This is a genomic window from Proteus sp. G2675 (genome assembly GCF_963886535.1).
Lineage (GTDB): Bacteria > Pseudomonadota > Gammaproteobacteria > Enterobacterales > Enterobacteriaceae > Proteus > Proteus mirabilis.
This window is the reverse complement of record NZ_CAWPCB010000003.1, coordinates 29,024-51,893: the sequence shown is the minus strand read 5'-3', so window position 1 is coordinate 51,893 and position 22,870 is coordinate 29,024. Positions and strand designations below refer to the sequence as shown.

The following is a 22,870-nucleotide window of genomic DNA, read 5'->3' as shown; positions in this document are numbered from 1 at the left end:
CCTGATGCACGTCCATTTGGTCTTTGTCACAAAATACCGGCGAAAAATATTTGATCAGGATGCCATTGAAAAATTGCGAGGCTACTTTGCCAGTGTTTGTGCTGATTTTGATGTTGAACTGGTTGAAATGGATGGGGAACGGGATCACGTTCATTTACTGATTAATTACCCGCCAAAACTGGCGATATCTAATCTGGTTAACAGCCTTAAAGGGGTATCGAGTCGATTACTTCGACGTGATCGTCCTGATATTGCCCAACGTGATTACTACAAAGGGGTTCTTTGGTCGCCGAGTTATTTCGCGGGGAGTTGTGGTGGCGCACCAATATCCATTATCCGCCAGTACATTGAGCAACAGGAAACACCTAGTTAGTTAAAAAACCGCGCCTTATATCCCCGACCTGAAGGACGGGGTTTTACGGTGCTTTGGATAAGCTGATTTACAGCTGACCCTCTTTTTTGCGGATCAAATAACGATAAGGTGTTGCTTGCGTCTCTTGCTGTAATAGGTCATGTTCCATAAAACGACAAAAACCGGGAATATCACGCACTGTAGCCGGATCATCAGCAATCACCAACAGTGTTTCCCCCTGAGCCATATTTCTTATGGTTTTACGCACTAACATAACAGGCTCAGGACAACGTAGTCCTAAGGTATCTAATGTTTTTGTCGCATCATCAAATTGGGCATTCATTGTATTAACCATTTTTTCGCACTAACAGATAGCACTATTATATCTCGCTTTGCCTCGCACATCACGGCACATTCATCAACTTCACGTTGAGTTATCGCCGATCTTTGCTTTTGTTGCGCAACAAGAGTATGATGCGCATCCTCTCCTGATGAGAGAAAATCATACGTTTTATTGGGTTCCCTCACCCCAATCACTAAAAAGGTACAATTTATGTATAGGTTTACCTCCCGCCAAAAAGCGGCGGCGCTATTATGGCTTTCGTTATTTCATATATTGATAATTACTTCTAGTAATTATCTTGTTCAATTGCCTATTTCTATTTTTGGCTTCCATACCACATGGGGTGCATTTACTTTTCCATTTATTTTCTTAGCGACAGATTTAACTGTTCGTATCTATGGAGCCCCTCTGGCAAGACGCATTATTACTGCCGTTATGATACCGGCATTAGCTATTTCCTACCTAATATCAACACTCTTTTTCCAAGGAAGTTGGCAAGGTTTTGCCTCACTCAATGATTTTAATATCATGGTGGCAAGAATAGCGACAGCAAGCTTTATGGCGTATGTGTTAGGACAAATTATGGATGTTTCTGTCTTTAATCGTTTAAGACAACAACAAAAATGGTGGGTTGCACCAAGTGCAGCGATGTTTTTTGGTAATTTCTTAGATACTGTTGCCTTCTTTTTTATTGCCTTTTATCGCAGTACAGATGCGTTTATGGCGGCCAATTGGGTCGAAATAGCGCTTGTGGATTACACTTTTAAATTGACGATTTGTATGCTGTTTTTCTTACCGGCCTATGGCGTATTATTGAACTTTATTTTGCGCTACTTTTTTGCACAAGAAAATCAACAACAAAGCTATGCTCAAATCCGTCCTTAGCTGATTGACTCCCCCAATAAGGCTTTATTCTTTGCACAATAAAGCCTTAGCTTACTTTTACCAATACCTTGATCTACCGGCAATAAATACCATTATTTAGCATAATAAGTGAAGACACCGCACTACTATTGATGAATGATAAAGAGTAAGACTTTTATTGCCTAGCAATACAAAAATTAACCCGTTTCAATATAATATTTTTATTATCAATTAAACTATTAAAGTATTCTGGATCATCTCAGCTTTTTTCCATCTCGGTTAAGATGATATTCCCCGCCATAAAGATTTTTTACTCTTTTGAAGATAGTAGGAGTCTATTATGTTAAAAGTTATTCAATCCCCAGCGAAGTATATCCAAGGGCCTGATGCGTTATATCATATTGGGAAATATACAAAACCTTTGGGTGAGAGAGCATTGATTATCGCTGATAAGTTTGTCATGGATCTGGCTGGCAGCATCGTCAAAGACAGCATGACACAGTATGAAGTCAATGGACACTTTGAACAGTTTCACGGTGAATGTACACATAAAGAGATTGACCGCTTAGTTGAGATAGCCAAACAACAAGCCGCTCTTGTTATCATTGGTGTTGGGGGAGGAAAAACCCTTGATACCGCCAAAGCCGTCGCCTATAAATGCCAGTTACCTGTGGTGATCTCTCCGACTATCGCATCAACCGATGCTCCTACTAGCGCACTTTCTGTTATTTATACAGAATTAGGCGCATTTGATAGCTATCTTTTCTACCCGAAAAATCCTGATATCGTTGTTATGGATACCAATGTAATTGCCTCAGCACCACCACGTTTATTAGTGGCAGGGATGGGAGATGCCTTAGCGACCTATTTTGAAGCAAGAGCCTGTAGTCGAGCACAAAAGCAAACAATGGCTGGAGGTAAAACCACCCTTGCAGCACTGGCATTAGCAGAGCTTTGTTATCACACCCTACTTGAAGATGGCTATAAAGCCAAACTGGCCGTCAGCCGTAGTGTGTGTACTACTGCGGTTGAAAATATTATCGAAGCAAATACCTTTTTAAGCGGTATTGGTTTTGAAAGTGCCGGATTAGCCGCCGCACATGCAATACATAATGGTTTCACTGCATTAGAAGAGTGCCATGCAATGTATCACGGTGAAAAAGTCGCCTTTGGTACTCTAGTTCAACTAGTGCTAGAAAATAGCCCGTTAGAAGAGATCGAAGAAGTACTCGATTTCTGTGTTCAAGTTGGCTTACCTGTTACCTTAGAAGAATTAGGCGTACATGCTACAGGTGATGAATTAAATGAAAAAATCATGGCTGTCGCAGAATTAAGCTGTGCAGAAGGTGAAACAATTTACAATATGCCATTTGATGTTGATTCCGATAAAGTGTTTGCGGCGATTATGGCAGCAGACCAATTAGGGCGTGAGTGGTTATATTAAGGATTAATATTAATGGCGCCAACAGGGTGCTCTGTACCCTGTTGACTCACAATGTGATGTAAAGTAATAAAAAAGGGAATAAAAGATCGACTTTTATTCCCAAATTGCTTGTTATTGTAATCAGTGACTACGTTATTGTTATCTCATTAATTTTTTCTACAATGCCCGAGCTAATAAGCTAATTGGGTGTTCACATTTTTTGGTTGTTGACATTTCTATTTGCCATTTACAGGTTTCGCAATCTGTAATGACTAAATCACAACCACTCTCTTCAATTTGACGGAATAATCCCGCCCCAATGCCTTGCGCAACATCGTAGTTTTCCGATTTAAAACCATAAGTACCGGCAATACCACAACATTGTGAATCTAATACAATCACTTCTACCCCAGGAATACGTTTGATTAAATCAATGGAGTAAGCCGCCCACCCCATTTTTTCCATATGGCAAGGGGTATGATAAACCACTTTTAATGGGGTATGTTTTAATGGTAATTCACGCCCTTCTTCCAATAACCGATAAATATAACGTGTTGCTAATTCTATATTTTCCCGTACTTTTGAAGTATCAATATCTAGAATATGTTCATATTCATCACGAATAGTGAAAGTACAAGTAGAAGATGTAGCAACAACCGGAATGTTGTTCTCCACAATTTTTTCTGTCAGAGATTCAAGGTTTACGGTAGCTTGTTTTTTCGCTTGTTTCACAAAGCCGTTGGCAATTAATGCAACACCACAACATTTTTCACGTTTTAATAGTTGAACACCAATATCCATTTTATTGAATACTTTAACTAAATCTTTCCCTAATTGAGGGTGATTGTAGTTAGCATAGCAACCGTGGAAAAACGCAACCTGATCTTTAAAGCGTGCTTGCTCTTCAACCTGTTTTTTCATCCATGTTCTAAATGTACCAAAAGAGTATTTGGGTAATTCACGACGATGGTCGATTTTAAGCGCTTTATCCAAGATTTTACGTACTGGTTTTAATCCGGTAATAGTGTTAACAATCGGCGCCATTGGCGTAGAGAGCGTTCCCATTAAATCAGTATGACTTAAAATAGCATCACGAATTTTAGGTGTTTTAGGATTGTAGTTAAGTTTAGCACGGGAAATGATATCCCCTATTTTTACATCTGAAGGACATGCCACTTCACAACGTTTACAGTTAGTACAGTATTTCAGTGCTTCATCATAAAGCATGGGATCTTTTAAGCGTAAACGCTCACCATCAGGGCCTGCTTGTTTAGGTCCAGGATAGAGTGGATTGACCTTTGCCACAGGACAATAGGTCGTACAAACTGTACATTTAATGCAACTTTCAAAACTGGTATCTTGTAAACTCATAGTACTGCCTCCACAGCCGCAGATGTGGTGTGCTGCGATTTATCACTCTGTAATATTTGTTGAGCTGCATAGAGTGCACTTATCATGGAGACACCTGCACCACAGCCTTCATTTAGAGGATCAAAACCACCTAAAAGCGCCCCCACCGCATAGACATTGTCTAACGCTTCACCATATTTTAACGGTCTTAATTGACTATCTGTATTAACACCAAATCGCATATAAGGCTGTTTGGCAAACACATTGACTTGTGTCCACTCATTACGCGGTAAGCTTTCTAACAAATCTAATTCCATTAATGGCTCGTAAATACGATCAAATTCCGCAATTAAGCCATTATTGAAAAAACTGCCTGTGGCTAATACGACATGCTCGCTACGGATAGGGATATCAGTATGATTACGGGTATGAATACCGACAACCTTATTACCAACTAAATCGGCTTCTTCTGCGCGATCACCCGGCATGATCAAACCACCTGCTTGTTGAAAACGCAGTTTTAGTGCCTGATGTAGGCGAATACCTAATAATGAAGGCGGTAATGTCGGTAATAGACAAATTGGTTTACCCACACACTCTTGTAATAAATTAACTGGCGCTTCTTCATCTAGCCCGATACATGCAGGTAGTACAATCGCCTCAACACTATTATCTATGTGTTTAATTAATTCTTCTGCTAATGCTTGCGTGTTTTCAGGCTTATCTAAATAGCGCGCAATATTAATTGCTCTAAACTCACTTGGATTATCACGTAGTCTATCCAATAAAGGTAAATGAATGTGATAAGGAATGGCCTCAATACCTTGTTCATTTAAAGTACTACTTGCAAACTGAGGTTGAAAATCCAAGAATCCCTCAATCCCCACCACCGCTATTTTTTTCCATGGGAATGGTTGATTAACGCTATAAGTCGGCACGCGCTGTGGGCTCATCCAACTCATGCGAGAACGTCCAACCGGGGTAATACGGTAATGGTTTTCATCACCGTTACCTTTATAGTCTAAATTTCTCGTGGTTGATAACAGCGTTTGCGCTTGCTCTATCAATTGAGTGACATTTGCTTCACCAATACGACTATATGGGTGCTCTGGTGCTTGTTGTGCCAGTGTTGATAACGCTTGTTTCGGATGAGAAACTGGCGTGCCATCGGGAAGATGCGTTAATAAATCCAGTGATCCAGATGAAAAATGTAACGCACTTTGTCCATTACTGATAATGGCGCAAGATTTGCCCGCTTCAGCAAGGCGGATCCCCGCAGTCAGTCCTGCTAATCCGCTTCCTATAATGATAACGTCAAATTTCATCATCGGCCTCCACTGAAGCTGTTTTATCAATCATATCGGCATCTAAGCCACATAAACCTTGGTACACCCAACTGGTAAACTCACTTTCACGTAATGCATTACCCCATGCGATAGGACGAATACCTTTCCAACGTTCATTTAGAAAATGGGCAAGTTGTTGTTCGGAGCCATGAGGCGTTGTGACTTGTAAACGATTTAATAATCCTGCTGCGCGACAAGCACATAACTCACCTTGGCAAGTTCCCATTCCCACACGAGTACGACGGCGTAAATCAAGCAAATTATTCACGGTTAAAGAATTCACTGCATAACGAACTTCACCGGCCGTGACCGCTTCACATTCACACACTAAGCTTTTATCAATACGCTCATTACTCAATAGTTTATTGGCTAAATCGCCATGGCGATAAACCGCTGAGCCTCGAATTGGCGCCGGTAACGACACCACACTACGCAATGCTTGCTCTGCCGATTGGCGAGAGCCAGGTAGTGGCTCTTCAGCCGTGGTACATTTTGCTGAAATATTTAATTTCTCACAGATCTTGTTTGTGGCCCATTCAGCCATTAATCGGTAAGTCATTAATTTACCACCGGTTATGGTGATAAAGCCCTCGAGTCCATCCCGTTGTGCGTGGTCAAGTAATACAATACCGCGGCTCACATTACGACCAGAAGGATCATCGTCGCTAGCCACTAAAGGACGTACACCGGCATAAGCACGTAAAATACGAGTTTGAGCCAGTTTAGGTGCCAGCATTGAACCTTCGCGGATCAGGATATCAACCTCTTCAGGGGTGACATACATATTGTCGATTTCATCATAAGGAACGCGAGTTGAGGTGGTTCCTATTAATGAGATGGTATCGCCAGGCACTAAAATATCGGCATCCGCAGGCTTACGACAGCGGTTGATCACCATATTATTAATACGGTGTCCTAAAATCAGTAATGCCCCTTTTGCTGGGAACATGCGGACTTTTAAATCACCATATTCTGCAATTTTTTGTCCCCATATTCCTCCGGCATTGGCCACTATTTGTGCGCGGATCTCATACATATTTTTAGATTGATGATCATAAACACGTACACCTTTCACACGGTCGCCTTCACGGATCAAGCCCATCACTTCATGATAAGTGAGCACTTGCGCGCCATGTTCACGTGCATCTAACATATTGGCCGCCGTTAAGCGGAAAGGATCAACCGTACCATCAGGTACTTTAACCGCACCAATAAGATTAGGATTCACCGAAGGCTCTAAGCGAATAGCTTCTTCAGGTGAAATGGCTTGAGCATCAATACCTGCCGCTTGGCAAGATTGAATAAAGGTTTGTTGGAATTCTAACGAATCTTCAGGGAGAGTAATAAAAAGGCCATCCGTTTTTTCAACACAATGACGAGCGACCCGTTTTAAGATCATGTTTTCTTCTATACACTCACGCGCTGATTCCGGATCGGTCACTGCATAGCGTGCGCCACTATGTAATAAACCATGGTTTCGACCGGTTGCACCGGTTGCGATATCGTGTCTTTCCAGTAGGATACAGCGTAATCCACGACGAGCACAGTCTCTTGCCATGCCTGCCCCCGTAGCTCCACCGCCGATAATAATGACATCTGTTTCTGTCACTGGTGAACCGCTCATCATAGAGATGCCCTCTCACATTACATTCAGCAAACGCTTAATTATTCTTTAACGTTAATTATAGTGTATAAGATACACAAAAAATGTGGTTAATGTTTGATAATGAGCAAAAACGAAAGAGAAACGCTCATGAGTGAAAAATTAAAACGACATATGTGATACTAATCACAAATTATTTACCAGAAAGTGTTTCATAAAGTTAACATATCACTCAAAATTACACATCTTGAAAAATTATTCGACAACTGAGTATTACTTCACAGTAAATTTGCTTCAACAAGTTTACTATTACGTTCGTTAAAGAAAATTTTTTGATTACTTTGTTGTTCGTTTTGTCATTGTTTAATATCAACATATTAAAATAAAAGCCATCGGAGGCTAATATGTTAAGTCTGTTTAGACCTGCGCCGCATAAAGCGCGTCTGCCAAAGGAACAGATAGATCCTGTCTATCGCCGTTTACGTTGGCAAATCTTTATGGGGATTTTCTTTGGTTACGCTGCTTATTATTTAGTAAGGAAAAACTTCGCTTTAGCAATGCCTTACCTCGTAGAAGAGGGATTCTCTAAAGGGGATCTGGGTTTTGCTTTATCAGGGATCTCGATTGCTTACGGTTTCTCTAAGTTTATCATGGGGTCATTCTCTGACCGTGCTAACCCGCGTTACTTCTTACCCGCAGGTCTTATTCTTGCATCCATTGTGATGTTAATTATGGGCTTTGTGCCATGGGCAACTTCGAGCATTATGATCATGTTCGTGCTGTTGTTCCTGTGTGGTTGGTTCCAAGGTATGGGTTGGCCTCCTTGTGGACGTACCATGGTTCACTGGTGGTCACAAAAAGAGCGTGGCGGTATCGTCTCTATTTGGAACTGTGCTCATAACGTCGGTGGTGGTTTACCGCCATTGCTGTTCCTGTTAGGTATGGCATGGTTTAACGACTGGAAAGCAGCATTATATATGCCAGCATTCGCGGCTATTTTAGTAGCGATGATTGCGTTTGCATTAATGCGCGATACACCACAATCTTGTGGTCTACCTCCTATCGAAGAATATAAAAACGATTATCCACCTGATTATAAAGAAACAGACGAACAAGAACTGACAGCAAAAGAAATCTTTATGAAGTATGTTTTCCCTAACAAACTTCTGTGGATGATTGCAATTGCTAACGTATTTGTTTACTTACTTCGTTACGGCGTATTGGACTGGTCTCCGACTTATCTTCGCGAAGTCAAAGATTTCGCCATGGATAAATCCTCATGGGCATACTTCTTATATGAATACGCAGGTATTCCAGGCACACTGCTGTGTGGTTGGATGTCAGATAAAGTGTTCAAAGGTAACCGTGGTGCAACTGGGGTATTCTTTATGACCTTAGTAACCATTGCCACTATCGTATTCTGGATGAACCCAGCAGGTAACCCGAACATTGATATGGCATGTATGTTAATCATTGGTTTCTTAATCTATGGTCCTGTTATGCTAATTGGTCTGCACGCCCTTGAATTAGCGCCGAAAAAAGCTGCGGGTACCGCAGCAGGCTTCACCGGTCTATTCGGTTACTTAGGGGGTTCTGTTGCGGCAAGTGCTATCGTAGGTTATACCGTTGACTACTTCGGTTGGGACGGTGGCTTTATGGTCATGATCGGCGGTAGTGTATTATCTGTTGTGTTATTACTTATCGTGATGATAAATGAAACCAAACACAAACGTGAAATGTCACAGAAGTATGAATAATCATTAACTGATTATTTATGAAATTGATTAAATCTCATCTCTAAAAATCAAGCCACATCAACTTTCTGATGTGGCTTTTTTATTGCCAACTGTACATAGCTTTATTGTACGAAAATGAAAATGGAGCAACTTTATGAGTACACCTTTCAAACTGAAACCGTTAGTGGCGGGCGTTCTTTTAACTCTATCTTTAAGTACAATCGCACAAGCAGCAAGCGATAAAGTAGTGATTGCCCATCGTGGTGCCAGCGGTTATTTACCTGAACACACCTTACCTGCCAAAGCACTCGCCTATGCACAAGGTGCCGATTATCTAGAACAAGATCTGGTGATGACAAAAGATAACCAACTGGTTGTCTTGCATGATCACTATCTCGATCGTGTCACCGATGTTGCTGAACGCTATCCAGACAGAGCAAGAAAAGATGGCCGTTACTATGCTATCGATTTTACTCTTGATGAGATCAAAGGACTGAAATTTACCGAAGGTTTCGATATTGTTGACGGTAAAAAAGTCCAAAGTTATCCAAATCGTTTCCCAATGGGAAAATCCGATTTTCGAATCCACACTTTCCAAGAAGAAATTGAGTTTATCCAAGGCTTAAACAAATCAACAGGACAAGATATTGGTATTTATCCTGAGATCAAAGCACCTTGGTTTCATGAACAAGAAGGGAAAGACATTACTAAAAAAGTTCTCGAAGTCTTAAAACAGTATGGCTATACCCAAAAGAGCGATAATGTTTATCTACAATCCTTTGATCCTAACGATCTAAAACGCATTAAAACAGAATTGATGCCACAAATGGGGATGGATTTAAAACTGGTTCAGTTAATCGCTTATACCGATTGGAATGAGACATATGAAAAACAACCAGATGGCACATGGACAAACTACAGTTATGACTGGATGTTTAAACCTGGCGCCATGAAAGAAATTGCGACTTATGCTGATGGCATTGGCCCTGATTATCATATGTTAGTAGAAGAAGACTCGACACCAGATAAAATCACCTTAACCGGTATGGCCGCCGATGCTCATGCCAACAAGTTAACCATTCATCCATTTACGGTACGAGTGGATAAACTACCTAAATATGCCAAAGATGGCGATCAGCTTTATGACATTATTTATAACCAAGCGGGTGCCGAAGGGGTATTTACTGATTTCCCTGATTTAGGGGTTAAGTTCTTACAAAAACAAGCTAAATAACCTTTATTTCTGTTATCCTGCTCTTATCAATAAAGGGCAGGATAATTTCCCTTGAGTTGCTCTGCTACTCTCACCGTGTCTCATAGTGAAAATCGCTCCGATTATCCATACGCTTTACTCGTTTGTTATCACAGTATATTGTGTTTTAGGCTAATTTTATGCTCGTTTAAATGCTCGTTTACCAATTTTTCGTATTTTTCCATATTATTCATATTAAAAAAGAGAGCCTAAACTCTCTTTTTAATCTGATTAGCAAATAAATTATGCTCTATAAACAGGGAAGGCAATCACATCACTAATACGCTCAACACCGAGTGCGAGCATAATCAGGCGATCAACGCCTAAAGCAACCCCAGAACATTCAGGTAATCCAGCTTCAAGCGCAGCTAAAAAACGCTCATCAATAGGCTGTTCAGGTAATCCCATGGCAACACGTTGACGATTATCACGTTCAAAACGAAGACGTTGCTCTTTAGCATCCGTTAATTCACGAAAACCATTTGCTAACTCAACACCTTTAAAATAGACCTCAAATCGCTCTGCAACACGATGATCTTCTGAGCTGATTTCAGCAAGGGAAGCTTGTGAAGCAGGAAAATGATAGATAAAGGTTGGTTTTTCAAGACCAATATGAGGCTCTACACCTGACACAAAAAGTAATTGCAGTAGCGTATCTCTATTTTCTTCTGTGTCAGCAATATTTGATAAATCAAGCTTTGCCGCAACCTCACGTAACTTTTCTTTATCTGCAGATAAAGGGTCGATATCGAGATAGCGCAAAAAGGCTTGTTGATATGAGAGCGATTCAGACGCTTCACAATCAAGCACTTCTTGTAATAAATCATCGACTTCATTCATCAACCGGTACATATCAAAACAAGGTCGATACCATTCAAGCATCGTAAATTCCGGATTATGATATCTACCGGCTTCCTCGTTACGGAAGCAACGCCCCATTTGATAAATTGGCCCACTGTTCGCCGCTAATAGACGCTTCATATGGTATTCAGGACTGGTCATTAAATATAACTTTAGCCCTTGAGAAGCACCAGGCCCCACAAATTGGGTTTCAAATGGGCATAGATGAATATCGGTAACGGTAGCCTGACTCATCATCGGTGTTTCAACTTCTAAAACACCACGATCAGCGAAAAAACGCCTAATATTACTGACAATTTTCGCCTTTTTCAGTAAGTTGGCGATTGAGGCGCTTGGCTGCCAATCCGCGATTTCACTCATGAACGAAAAACTCCAACAGAAAACAAAGCGTGCAGTTTACTCGCATCCTCTTCAACAGACAAATTTCTTCCAGAAAAGATGTACCATATTTTCATTCCCACCAATTATATTGATTAAATATCGACAAACATATAAATACAATCAATACAATTCTACAAATCATCTACTTTTTGCGTTTTTTCGTCACTAGCAATAGCACGTCTATCCCAAGCCAATAACGATAACAACTTTTTATGCCACTAATAGCGCAACGGTGTATCAAAAATAAAAATTAGAATAATTCTCTTTCTCAATTAAGTTCAACAATAAACTCATATTTTTCTTATATAAAATAAGTCTATTTTTTATCAATTTTAAGCACTATTTAATATTTAGCGCCGTTAAGTTTGATGGCTATTATAATCTTTAAGAGATTTTATTAATATTTTATTAACAATTAATAAGACAAATCGATTTGTTTTAGATAAATAGTAAAAGTTTATTTTAACTATTTGTTTATATTTTTATTAAATTATATTAAAACAGCTTAAAGATAATTTATTTTACCTTAAAAATCAGTCAATAACAAAAAACCATTGTTCTTTGTAATTCAAATTATCTATACTTTAAAAACGAATTATTCATTGCTAACTTTATTTTTATTTTAGAATTAAATATTTTATTTTATGCTCAAGTTTATCTGGTTAATTATTAGTAAAACCGAGAATTCTTGGTGTAGATCACACTTTTTTTGTGAAATACGGGAAAACCATCATTCATATCAAATTTCCGTACCTTACATTTCGTTATACTAAAATTACAGTCAATGATAATAACGATGTTATCAAGCGTAGTCACAAGGCAGTGAAACATTTTCGTTACGGATAGCTTAAAAAATAGCATTACTAAATTAATAATGTCAGTGAATTGAATTCTAGACAATTATTCCAATTTTCACTTGAACAATGGAGAAGCGCAGTGCAAACCTTTAATGCCGATATAGCGATAATCGGAGCCGGGGGCGCAGGCTTACGAGCAGCAATTGCTGCAGCGGAAGCAAATCCTCAACTGAAAATTGCTCTGATCTCAAAAGTTTACCCTATGCGTAGCCACACTGTGGCAGCAGAAGGCGGATCAGCAGCAGTGACTCAGGCTCACGACTCCTACGACTTTCACTTCAATGATACCGTTTCTGGCGGTGACTGGTTGTGTGAGCAGGATGTCGTTGATTACTTCGTTGAGCATTGTCCAACAGAGATGACTCAACTAGAACTCTGGGGCTGTCCTTGGAGCCGTAAAGAAGACGGGTCAGTCAACGTCCGACGTTTTGGTGGGATGAAAATCGAACGGACTTGGTTCGCCGCCGATAAAACCGGCTTCCACATGTTACACACCCTGTTCCAAACCTCTTTAAAATACCCACAAATTCAACGTTTCGATGAACATTTCGTTCTCGATATCCTTGTTGATGAAGGCCACGCTCGTGGTGTTGTTGCTATTAATATGATGGAAGGGACGAAAGTTCAAATTCGTGCTAATGCTGTCATTATGGCAACAGGTGGCGCAGGTCGCGTTTATCGCTTTAATACTAATGGCGGTATCGTTACAGGTGATGGTATGGGGATAGCCTTACGTCATGGCGTGCCACTGCGTGATATGGAATTTGTGCAATATCACCCAACTGGTTTACCGGGCTCAGGTATTCTGATGACCGAAGGTTGCCGTGGTGAAGGGGGTATTCTGGTCAATAAAGATGGTTACCGTTATCTACAAGATTATGGCCTAGGACCAGAAACACCATTAGGTAAACCCGAAAATAAATATATGGAATTAGGTCCTCGCGATAAAGTTTCTCAAGCATTCTGGCATGAGTGGCGCGCGGGTCGTACCATTAAAACTCACCGTGGTGATGTTGTGCATCTTGATTTACGTCATCTGGGTGCGAAAAAACTTCATGAACGTTTACCATTCATTTGTGAACTGGCAAAAGCGTATGTGGGTGTTGATCCTGTTAATGAACCTATTCCAGTTCGTCCAACTGCACACTACACCATGGGTGGTATCGAGACTAATCAGCGCACAGAAACACGTATTAAAGGTCTGTTTGCGGTGGGTGAGTGTTCATCTGTCGGCTTACATGGCGCTAACCGTTTAGGTTCTAACTCACTGGCTGAACTTGTAGTATTTGGTCGTCTTGCTGGGGAAGAAGCCGTTCGTCGTGCCCAAGAAGCAACCCCTGCTAACGCATCAGCATTAGATGCACAAACTCGTGACATCGAAGACAATTTGAAAAAACTGATGAACCAAAAAGGTTCTGAAAATTGGGCTCAGATCCGCGATGAAATGGGTGAAGCCATGGAAGAAGGTTGCGGTATCTATCGTACACCTGAATTAATGCAAAAAACCATTGATAAACTGACTGAACTAAAAGAACGTTTTAAACACGTAGAAATTAAAGATACCAGTAGCGTCTTTAATACTGATTTACTGTATAAAATTGAGCTTGGCTTTGGTTTAGATGTCGCTGAATGTATGGCGCATTCTGCATTCAATCGTAAAGAGTCTCGTGGTGCACACCAACGTCTTGACGAAGGTTGTACTGAGCGTGATGACGTGAACTTCCTTAAACACACTCTGGCATTCTATAACCCAGAAGGTGCACCGCGTTTAGAATATAGCGATGTGAAGATCACCAAATCTGCTCCTGCTAAACGTGTCTATGGTGGTGAAGCGACTGCACAAGACAAGCAGAATAAGGAGAAAGCGAATGGCTGATGACATGAAGCACGTTAAGATGGAAGTCATGCGCTATAACCCCGAAACGGATGATGCGCCTCATTTCGTCACTTATGATGTGCCTTACGATGAGCAAACCTCATTATTGGATGCATTGGGTTATATTAAAGATAACTTAGCGCCAGATCTGTCTTACCGTTGGTCTTGCCGTATGGCGATTTGTGGCTCTTGTGGCATGATGGTTAACCGAGTCCCAAAACTGGCTTGTAAAACCTTTATGCGTGACTACCCAAATGGGGTGAGAATCGAAGCGTTAGGTAACTTCCCTGTCGAGCGCGACCTTGTCGTCGATATGACTCACTTTATTGAAAGCTTAGAAGCGATTAAACCTTACATTTTAGGAAATGATCGTAAGCCTTCAGAAGGTCCAAATAAACAGACTCCTGCTCAAATGGCGAAATACCACCAATTCTCTGGTTGTATCAACTGTGGTTTATGCTATGCAGCATGTCCTCAGTTTGGTTTAAATCCTGAGTTTATTGGTCCTGCAGCGATTACGTTAGCACAACGTTACAATACCGATAGCCGTGACCACGGGGCTAAAGAGCGTATGCCTCAATTAAATGGTGAAAATGGCGTCTGGTCTTGTACTTTCGTGGGCTACTGCTCTGAAGTCTGTCCAAAACATGTGGATCCTGCTGCGGCTATTCAGCAGGGTAAAGCAGCCAGTGCGCAAGACTTTGTCATTGCCATGCTGAAACCACGTTAAGGAGGAAACAAGACATGACAACAAAACGTAAGCCTTATGTTCGTGGTATGCAGCCAAACTGGTGGACGAAACTCGGTTTCTATCGTTTCTACATCACCCGTGAAGGAACTTGTCTACCACAACTTTGGTTCAGTCTGGTTGTACTGTTCGGTGTATTTGCACTGAAAAATGGACCAGAAAGTTGGGCGGGATTCGTTGGATTCCTAAGTAACCCAATAGTGATGCTGATTAATATTGTGACCCTTATCGCAACGGTATTCCATACGGCCACTTGGTTTAAGCTTGCACCGAAAGCCGTTAATATCGTCGTTAAAGATGAAAAATTACCACAAGAGCCTATCGTTCGTGGTTTATGGGGTCTAACCATCGTCGTGACTGTCGTTATTCTGGCAGTGGCGCTAATTGTTTAACCCAGGAGGAAATAATGAATCAGAATCAACTTCCTAAGCGCTCTGATGAACCTATTTTCTGGGGATTATTTGGTGCAGGTGGTATGTGGAGTGCGATTGTCTCTCCAGCAATTATTATCCTGCTCGGTATTCTAATCCCGATGGGTATTGCGCCAGAAGCATTTACTTACGATCGTATCATGGCATTTAGCCAAGGTTTTATTGGTCGTATTTTCTTACTGCTAATGATTATTCTGCCAGTTTGGTGTGCATTACACCGTATTCACCATACGTTGCACGATTTTAAAGTGCATGTACCTGCTAGTAATTGGGTATTTTATGGTGCTGCAGCAATTATTAGTGTTATCGCAATTATTGGTGTTTTTACACTATAATCGCTTGATAAATAAAATTAAAGCCACTCATTGAGTGGCTTTTTTTATCGCTAAACTGCGTGAATATAAAAATTAACTCGCCAATTTCAAACCAATAATACCGAAAACAATCATCGCTAAACTCAATAAACGATAAATATTGGCGGATTCACCAAAAACGATAATACCAAAGATAGCCGTACCAACGGCACCAATACCGGTCCAAATGGCGTAAGCCGTACCCGCAGGTAAGCCTTTCATCGCATACGATAACATCCCCATACTCACGATCATCGCACTGATCGTAATAATACTTGGTGTTAAACGGGTAAAACCATGAGTGTATTTAAGACCAACCGCCCACACAATTTCTAATAGGCCAGCGACAAAGAGAATTATCCAAGACATAAACTACCCCTATTGATAATTGGGGTCGTCCCCTGAATATACAGATTAAAAAGCTGGGTCGTCCCAGCCTTTGAAAAGTGAAAATAGAGTATAAGAAAAAGTCAGCAACCATGCAAATAGTATTAAATTTGCTCAAGCACGTTTAGCTGTACTTTCCTCACCATAGAGAAAAGCACTCACATCGTCTTCGACTTCCCCCATCGCCATCAATGCGTTAAGGGTTTCTTGTGCTTCTTGTTCGTTAACGATACTCATGGCAAAACCCACATGCACTAATACCCACTTACCAATCATCGTATCAGGCTCGCCTTCACAAACTAATGCGATATTCACTTCACGCTTAACACCACAAACATCGACCAATGCATTTTCAGTGATGGTTTTTCCCACTTCAACAACTTGACCTGGAATACCAAGGCACATAACAACCCCTATTCGATCTCTATTTGTTTTATGCGCATTGCATCGTCATTCTCAACCCGCAAATTTTGACTACCACAAGCAGGACAACCTGCATTAAAAGTCGAAACAGTCACCACTTGATGGCAATCCCAACACCATGCTTTAGCTGGGATAACCTCAATATGTAGCTGGCAACCTTGTGCGATAGTATCTCGACAAACAATATCAAAGCAAAACTCAAGTGCAGAGACTTCAACACAAGATAGTGCGCTGATCTCCATCCAAACGCTTTTTACTTTTTGCGCATTATTTAATTTAGCTTGTGAGTCAATTATCTCAAATGCGCTCTGGCAAAGCGTGATTTCATGCATGTCTATACCTTACTTGAAGCAGGATAAATAATAGCAACTATAGTATCAGGACATAGTTGCTTTATTCTTGATCTTAGAACAATAAATCCGCGCCTGTTTCAAAAGCCGCTTTACGACGACGCTCTTTAACCATATCTTCAAGTGCATCTCTATCAATACAGACTAATGCCTGCGTTGGGCAAACCTCAACACAAGCAGGACCTTCAGCACGGTGATGACATAAATCACATTTATTGGCTTCAGCTTTAAATGCTTCAATCGTATTGAGAGCGGTTAATTTACGCATAACTGGACGAGAAACCACTTCCATAGTGCCATAAGGACAAGCCAAGACACAGGTTTTACAACCAATGCATTTATCCTGATCGACATAGTAATAATCTTTATTATGAATAATGGCACCATTAGGACAGACATTGGCACAAGGAGCATCTTCACATTGATGGCAGACAACTGCGGTACTAATTGAAAAGCCTTTCACCACATGAATGCGTGGTTGGAAATTTTGCTCACTAATTTGGTCGATTGCTAAATTATCTTGGGAAGCTTGCTGATGTGAAACAACACATGCTACTTCACAGGTATGGCAACCAATACACTTTTTAGGGTCTGCAATGATGAAACGGTTCATCATATTCTCCTGCTGTTTGTTATATATAGCCGTTATATTGGCGATAAACGCAATTAATTATCTAATTTAGAATAACAATTAGGTATCTATATATTAGATATAGCATGGTTCATGCCAATCTATTTTTAAATTAACTAATCCTTATTTTTCAATTAAATAATTTGCAAATAAAAATGATTATTAATTAGGAAAATTATATTTCGTCAATTTATTCGACATTTTTGACGATCTAATCAATATATAAATAAATATATATCGATTTGTTAAATTTATATTTTTTACTTTCCCGTTAAATAAGAAAATAGCGGTTTGGATCAAAAATGACTCAGTCATTGATATAAATTTATAATAAAGCGATTACAATATAGTTAATTTTTTAGGGCAATCGGTGGTGTCATGAAATTAAGCAGTAACAATGCTGAAACTATGGAGAGCCTTCGCAGTGAGCGGAATCAATATCGTATACTTGTCGATATTACAAATTCTGTATTAGCGCATCTAGACATGGATGGCCTCATTTCTGAAGTATCTAAAGAAATACATCGTTTTTTCGGACTTAATCATATTAGTCTGATGTTATGTCGTACTTCATCACAAAATAGTCATGAAGGTATTCTTTATTCTAGTCGTTATCAGACAGGAAAATCTGTCATTCGTCAACAACGTAAGTTCAGTAGCGCCAATAACAAAGCCGAAGAAATTATTCATCAAAACAAACCCGTTTTAATCGATATCAATAAAGAAGATCAAGACGATGTTTTGATTAAACGTCTCGTAAAACAAAATATGCAGACGGCTTTGTTATTGCCACTGGCTTTTAACCGTAAACCGCTAGGTTTATTAATCCTAGCGCATGAAATAAGTAGTGTTTTTACTGAAGAAACTTGTCAATTATTGCAACAAATTGCCGCGCGCATCGGGATTGCAATTGAAAATGCCGCCGCTTATGAAGAGATAACTCACCTTAAAGATAGCCTTAAGAACGAAAATATTTGGCTTAATGAACAAATAAATAGAAATGGTAGTTTTAGCGAGATTATTTATCAAAGCGATGCCATGCATAATGTACTAGAACAAATTGAGTTAGTCGCTCAAAGTGACAGTACTGTACTTATCTTAGGCGAAACAGGTACTGGTAAAGAGTTAATTGCACGAGCGATCCATCGTTTAAGTCATCGTAAAAATAAGACGATGATAAAAATGAATTGTGCAGCAGTACCTTCCGGTCTGTTAGAAAGTGATCTTTTTGGACATGATAAAGGCGCTTTTACGGGTGCAACACATGCCCATGTGGGTCGATTTGAAATGGCAGATAAAAGTACGCTTTTTCTCGATGAAATTGGCGATATGCCCATTGAATTACAGCCAAAACTATTACGGGTTCTCCAAGAGCGTGAAATTGAAAGATTAGGTGGTAATAAAGTTATTCCTGTGGATGTACGCTTAATTGCAGCGACCAATAAAGATTTATGTGAACTGACGGATGAAGGGGAATTTCGAGAAGATCTCTATTATCGTCTGAATGTTTTTCCTATTATTATCCCGCCATTACGGGAGCGACCTGAAGATATCCCCTTATTGGCAAAATATTTTACGCAAAAAATTGCCCGTCGCATGGATAGAAAAATAGACTGTATTCCAACACATGCTTTGGAGCAATTAACCCATTATCCTTGGCCGGGAAATGTACGAGAGCTTGAAAATATTATTGAGCGCGCGGTTATTTTAACTCGAGGCTCTACGCTAAATTTGCAACTAAAAGAGTTAAATATCAATAAACCATCTCGTTTAAAACAAGTGCTTTCGCAACCATCAGCCATAGAAAAAAAGATGCAAACTAGCGCACCTGAAAGTGATGATGAAGAGCGTGAGCGGATAATACAAGCCCTTAGAGAAACTAACGGTGTAGTGGCTGGTGCCAGAGGTGCGGCATTAAAATTAGGATTAAAAAGAACCACCTTATTATCACGTATGCAACGCTTAGGTATTTCCATTCCTGAAATTCTTTAGTTTTACGACCACTACAGCCGATATTATAAAACGAGTGTAATTAATTTGTTACACTCGTTTTTTTCTGTCCATTGGCAACTTTTTTATCCCTATCTATAATTTTAGTGGTTATATTTCTTTAATTATTATCACTAGTTAATTAACGCTAACTTATTATAAGAATATAAATAATCCATGGAGCATATTACCTATGAATGACCTGCTTACGAATAAAATTAATAAAATAAAAGAAGAATATAAAAATAATAAATATGTTTTTATTCCACAAAAAATAGTTATTGATTTAATAAAACAATTAGGTGCAACAGAGAAAGATATAGATACACTCATAGAATATGGTGATTATCTCGCGCAAGATCCTACATTGTCGTTTCGTCACTCTCGCACCGGACGCTACCTTTTCGATAATGAGGCTAAAACCATTTCACGACTAGAGTATCAACCTTTTGTCCTCACTGAAGAAGATGGCTTTATTCGTGAAGATAGCGGTGCACAAAGACACTTTCGAGCAATTGACGATCGCTGGCAAAGCAATACCGCTTACCAAGCATTATTAAAATTGAAAATGCTCCTGATTGAAGGAAATCGATTTACACCACGCCGCTTAACCGATCAACAATCCCCTAAATCAATTTCAACGGTATTTCATTTAAGACTCATTGCTGAACCTAATTCGTTAAGTGAGCTTTCTATTGAAGGGGTGCATAAAGATGGTGTTGATCACACAATGATTGTCATGATGAATAAAAATAATGTAAAAAATAATTCCGGCGCATTACGTGTTCATTCTCCTCAAGAAGCAATAGGTACACCTTGGCAAGATATTAATCCTAATAATGTTCTCTATGAGCATAATAATGCCCAATATCTGGATATATTGTTAATTGCGGATAATGAGTTAAATCATAGTGGTACACCTATTTTTACGCATGACAATCACCACTCTGCTTATCAGGATTTTATTGTGTTATTATCCCGTTATCCAACCGTAGACACTCATCCATCACATCAGTTTGATTCAACCCAATTACATCCCGATTTACCACTAACGTTACATTTAAATAAGCAAGTAGCCTAAGCATAAAGCGATAAAAAAACCGAGCTTACTGATATCTAGATCAGTCATGCTCGGTTTTCGAACAGAAAATAAATATTAATCAGCAAAGTTAGCCTTCAGCGGCTTCTCTTAAACGACGTTTAATATTGTTATATTCTGTTTTTACATAGTGCTCAGCTTGAGCTTGATCTTTAATTGACTCAACACAAACCGCACAATACTTATACTCAGGTGTTTTGGTTATTGGACTTAAGTTTTCTGCAACTAGTTCGTTACAAGCCCCAATCCACCATTGGTAAGTCATATATACCGCACCTTTATTTGGTCTATCACTGACCGCAGCACGAGTAATAACCTTACCTTGTCGAGAGCGTATCCAAACCAACTCTTGATCTTTAATTCCTAACTGTTTGGCATCTTCAGTGTTTAATTGAACATAACCGGGTTCATCAGCCAATGCAGCTAATGCTTTACAGTTACCTGTCATTGAACGACAAGAGTAATGTCCAACTTCACGAACCGTTGCCAATACCATTGGGAACTCATCAGAGAGTTGATCAATAGGTGGCGCCCACTCACAAGTATAGAATTGACCTTTACCATTAGGAGTATCGAACTTACCGCCTTCATAAAGATATTGTGTACCTGGGCTATCTTCTGTTGGGCAAGGCCATTGAATATACGCCAAATCAGCCATTTTTTCGTAAGTTGCACCATAATAAATCGGGCATAACTCACGCAACTCATCCCAAATTTCTTTGGTGTTGTTGTAATGCATTGGATAACCCATTGCTGTTGCCATTAAGCTGATTATTTGCCAGTCTGTTTTAACATCACCAACAGGCTCTACCGCTTTATAGAAACGCTGGAATCCACGGTCTGCTGATGTGTACACCCCTTCATGTTCACCCCATGATGTGGCAGGGAAAACAACATCAGCAATCGATGCTGTTTTGGTCATAAAGATATCTTGTACTATCAGTAAATCGAGTTTTTCAAAAGTTCTACGAATAGTGGCTAAATCTGGCTCAGTTTGTAGTGGATCTTCCCCCATCACATAGTGTGCTTTAATTAAACCATGGTCGATATTATGAGGTACTTCACTAAGCGCATAGCCTACTTCTTCAGGCATCGATTCAATGCCCCAAGCTTTGGCAAATTTTTCACGCGCTTTCGCATCAGTAACATACTGATAGCCTGGTAGCGTATTAGGTAGTGCTCCCATATCGCAAGCACCCTGTACGTTATTTTGACCACGAACAGGACCTACCCCAACATATTTCTTACCAAGATTACCGGTTAATAATGCTAAGCTAGTGAGTGAACGAACGGTTTCAACCCCTTGATAGAACTGTGTTACCCCCATTCCCCACAAGATTGTCGCCGTTTCCGCTTTGGCATACATACGCGCTGCTTCACGGATAATTTGTGCACTTAACCCCGTTGTTTTTTCTACCGACTCAGGGGTGTAACTTGCGACTAATTGGCAATACTCATCAAATTGCTCGGTATGATTTTCAATAAAGGATTTATCGTATAATTTTTCCTCTATGATCACATTGGCAATAGCATTTAGCAGTGCAATATTAGAACCATTTTTCAATGCTAAGTGTAAATCAGCCAAGCGAGCTGTTTCGATATAGCGTGGATCACATACAATAATTTTGGCACCCTTTTCTTTCGCCTTCACAATACGGCGAGCGACAATAGGATGCGAGTCTGCGGCATTATAACCGAAGACAAATAGACATTTGGTATCCTCAATCTCAACGATTGAGTTGCTCATAGCACCATTACCGACCGAACGCTGCAGACCTGCAACCGAAGGGCCGTGTCAGACACGAGCACAGCAGTCTATATTATTATTTCCGATAACCGCACGAGCAAATTTCTGCATAACGAAGTTAGCTTCATTACCAGGTCCTCGTGATGAACCGGTTGTCATAATAGCTTTAGCGCCATATTTCTCTTTGATAGCAAGTAGTTTGCTACTCGCAAACTCAATAGCTTCATCCCAAGAAACCGCTTCTAATTTTCCACCTCTTTCACGGCGGATCATAGGTGTTTTAAGGCGTGGAGTCAGTATCTTAGTATCATGGATAAAATCCCATCCATAATACCCTTTCAGACACAGCTCACCTTGGTTTGTTAAACCATTGGCTCCTTCAGCGCCAATGATTTTACCGTTTTCCACCTTCAGGTAGATTTTGCATCCTGAGGCGCAATACGGACAGACCGTGATGACTTTTTTCAT

At 40.0% G+C, this 22,870-nt stretch carries 21 protein-coding genes; 11 read left to right on the top strand and 10 right to left on the bottom strand.

The window, feature by feature from the left end:
- Positions 1–4 precede the first annotated feature (4 nt).
- Positions 5–373, top strand: a complete 369-nt coding sequence (gene tnpA, locus AACQ49_RS00355) for an IS200/IS605 family transposase (protein ID WP_023843551.1) — start codon at positions 5–7, stop codon at positions 371–373.
- Positions 374–440: 67 nt separating this feature from the next.
- On the opposite strand, the gene tusA is transcribed toward tnpA, so the two are convergent.
- Entirely contained in the window at positions 441–695 is a 255-nt protein-coding gene (gene tusA / locus AACQ49_RS00350) for a sulfurtransferase TusA (protein ID WP_004245397.1), read from the bottom strand.
- A 210-nt stretch (positions 696–905) separates the two neighbouring features.
- On the opposite strand from tusA, the gene AACQ49_RS00345 reads away from it, so the two are divergent.
- Entirely contained in the window at positions 906–1,580 is a 675-nt protein-coding gene (locus AACQ49_RS00345) for a 7-cyano-7-deazaguanine/7-aminomethyl-7-deazaguanine transporter (protein ID WP_004245400.1), read from the top strand.
- Positions 1,581–1,899: 319 nt separating this feature from the next.
- Complete coding sequence (locus AACQ49_RS00340) at positions 1,900–3,003, top strand: glycerol dehydrogenase (protein WP_004245401.1); 1,104 nt, start codon at positions 1,900–1,902, stop codon at positions 3,001–3,003.
- Between the two features lie 156 nt (positions 3,004–3,159).
- On the opposite strand, the gene glpC is transcribed toward AACQ49_RS00340, so the two are convergent.
- From glpC to glpA, 3 genes are read right to left on the bottom strand one after another with little or no spacing between them, the layout of a single operon-like run.
- Complete coding sequence (gene glpC / locus AACQ49_RS00335; RefSeq protein WP_004245402.1) at positions 3,160–4,353, bottom strand: anaerobic glycerol-3-phosphate dehydrogenase subunit GlpC; 1,194 nt, start codon at positions 4,351–4,353, stop codon at positions 3,160–3,162.
- Positions 4,350–5,657 (bottom strand): glycerol-3-phosphate dehydrogenase subunit GlpB, encoded by a 1,308-nt coding sequence (gene glpB, locus AACQ49_RS00330; RefSeq protein ID WP_004248872.1) that lies wholly within the window; start codon positions 5,655–5,657, stop codon positions 4,350–4,352. The genes glpC and glpB overlap by 4 nt, the downstream gene beginning before the upstream one ends.
- Positions 5,647–7,305 carry an anaerobic glycerol-3-phosphate dehydrogenase subunit A gene (glpA, locus tag AACQ49_RS00325; RefSeq protein ID WP_004245405.1) on the bottom strand — a complete coding sequence of 553 codons (1,659 nt, stop codon included), beginning with the start codon at positions 7,303–7,305 and terminating at the stop codon, positions 5,647–5,649. Before glpA ends, glpB begins: the two co-directional genes overlap by 11 nt.
- Before the next feature lie 380 nt (positions 7,306–7,685).
- Here glpA and glpT point away from each other — a divergent pair, with 380 nt between their 5' ends.
- Positions 7,686–9,038, top strand: a complete 1,353-nt coding sequence (gene glpT / locus AACQ49_RS00320) for a glycerol-3-phosphate transporter (protein ID WP_004245406.1) — start codon at positions 7,686–7,688, stop codon at positions 9,036–9,038.
- A 133-nt stretch (positions 9,039–9,171) separates the two neighbouring features.
- Positions 9,172–10,251: a glycerophosphodiester phosphodiesterase gene (gene glpQ, locus AACQ49_RS00315; protein WP_004248870.1), complete on the top strand. Its 1,080-nt coding sequence runs from the start codon at positions 9,172–9,174 to the stop codon at positions 10,249–10,251.
- A gap of 261 nt (positions 10,252–10,512) precedes the next feature.
- Here the strand turns inward: glpQ and epmA are convergent, their stop codons facing one another.
- On the bottom strand, positions 10,513–11,490 hold the full coding sequence (gene epmA, locus AACQ49_RS00310) for an elongation factor P--(R)-beta-lysine ligase (RefSeq protein WP_004245408.1): 978 nt from the start codon (positions 11,488–11,490) through the stop codon (positions 10,513–10,515).
- 957 nt (positions 11,491–12,447) lie between these two features.
- Between epmA and frdA the strand changes: the two genes are divergently transcribed.
- The 4 genes from frdA to frdD are packed head-to-tail and all read left to right on the top strand — an operon-like array spanning position 12,448 to position 15,758.
- The gene (gene frdA / locus AACQ49_RS00305) at positions 12,448–14,244 is read left to right on the top strand and encodes a fumarate reductase (quinol) flavoprotein subunit (RefSeq protein ID WP_004252782.1); all 1,797 of its coding nucleotides are present in this window, start codon (positions 12,448–12,450) and stop codon (positions 14,242–14,244) included.
- Positions 14,237–14,974 carry a succinate dehydrogenase/fumarate reductase iron-sulfur subunit gene (locus tag AACQ49_RS00300; RefSeq protein WP_004248868.1) on the top strand — a complete coding sequence of 246 codons (738 nt, stop codon included), beginning with the start codon at positions 14,237–14,239 and terminating at the stop codon, positions 14,972–14,974. The genes frdA and AACQ49_RS00300 overlap by 8 nt, the downstream gene beginning before the upstream one ends.
- Before the next feature lie 14 nt (positions 14,975–14,988).
- Entirely contained in the window at positions 14,989–15,384 is a 396-nt protein-coding gene (frdC, locus tag AACQ49_RS00295) for a fumarate reductase subunit FrdC (protein WP_004245411.1), read from the top strand.
- A 14-nt stretch (positions 15,385–15,398) separates the two neighbouring features.
- A complete protein-coding gene (frdD, locus tag AACQ49_RS00290) occupies positions 15,399–15,758 on the top strand; it encodes a fumarate reductase subunit FrdD (protein ID WP_004245412.1) in 360 nt (119 codons plus the stop codon).
- A 72-nt stretch (positions 15,759–15,830) separates the two neighbouring features.
- Here the strand turns inward: frdD and sugE are convergent, their stop codons facing one another.
- From sugE to hydN, 4 genes are all read right to left on the bottom strand, one after another.
- Complete coding sequence (gene sugE / locus AACQ49_RS00285; protein WP_004245413.1) at positions 15,831–16,145, bottom strand: quaternary ammonium compound efflux SMR transporter SugE; 315 nt, start codon at positions 16,143–16,145, stop codon at positions 15,831–15,833.
- Positions 16,146–16,277: 132 nt separating this feature from the next.
- Positions 16,278–16,568, bottom strand: a complete 291-nt coding sequence (gene hybG, locus AACQ49_RS00280; protein WP_004245414.1) for a hydrogenase maturation factor HybG — start codon at positions 16,566–16,568, stop codon at positions 16,278–16,280.
- A gap of 8 nt (positions 16,569–16,576) precedes the next feature.
- Positions 16,577–16,918, bottom strand: coding sequence for a hydrogenase maturation nickel metallochaperone HypA (gene hypA, locus AACQ49_RS00275; RefSeq protein WP_004245415.1), 342 nt, complete (start codon positions 16,916–16,918; stop codon positions 16,577–16,579).
- A 73-nt stretch (positions 16,919–16,991) separates the two neighbouring features.
- On the bottom strand, positions 16,992–17,549 hold the full coding sequence (hydN, locus tag AACQ49_RS00270) for an electron transport protein HydN (RefSeq protein ID WP_004248867.1): 558 nt from the start codon (positions 17,547–17,549) through the stop codon (positions 16,992–16,994).
- A 396-nt stretch (positions 17,550–17,945) separates the two neighbouring features.
- Here hydN and AACQ49_RS00265 point away from each other — a divergent pair, with 396 nt between their 5' ends.
- Positions 17,946–19,559, top strand: coding sequence for a sigma 54-interacting transcriptional regulator (locus tag AACQ49_RS00265; protein ID WP_004245418.1), 1,614 nt, complete (start codon positions 17,946–17,948; stop codon positions 19,557–19,559).
- A gap of 190 nt (positions 19,560–19,749) precedes the next feature.
- On the top strand, positions 19,750–20,637 hold the full coding sequence (locus AACQ49_RS00260; RefSeq protein ID WP_012368813.1) for a 2OG-Fe dioxygenase family protein: 888 nt from the start codon (positions 19,750–19,752) through the stop codon (positions 20,635–20,637).
- 88 nt (positions 20,638–20,725) lie between these two features.
- On the opposite strand, the gene fdhF is transcribed toward AACQ49_RS00260, so the two are convergent.
- Complete coding sequence (gene fdhF, locus AACQ49_RS00255; protein ID WP_080544259.1) at positions 20,726–22,870, bottom strand: formate dehydrogenase subunit alpha; 2,145 nt, start codon at positions 22,868–22,870, stop codon at positions 20,726–20,728.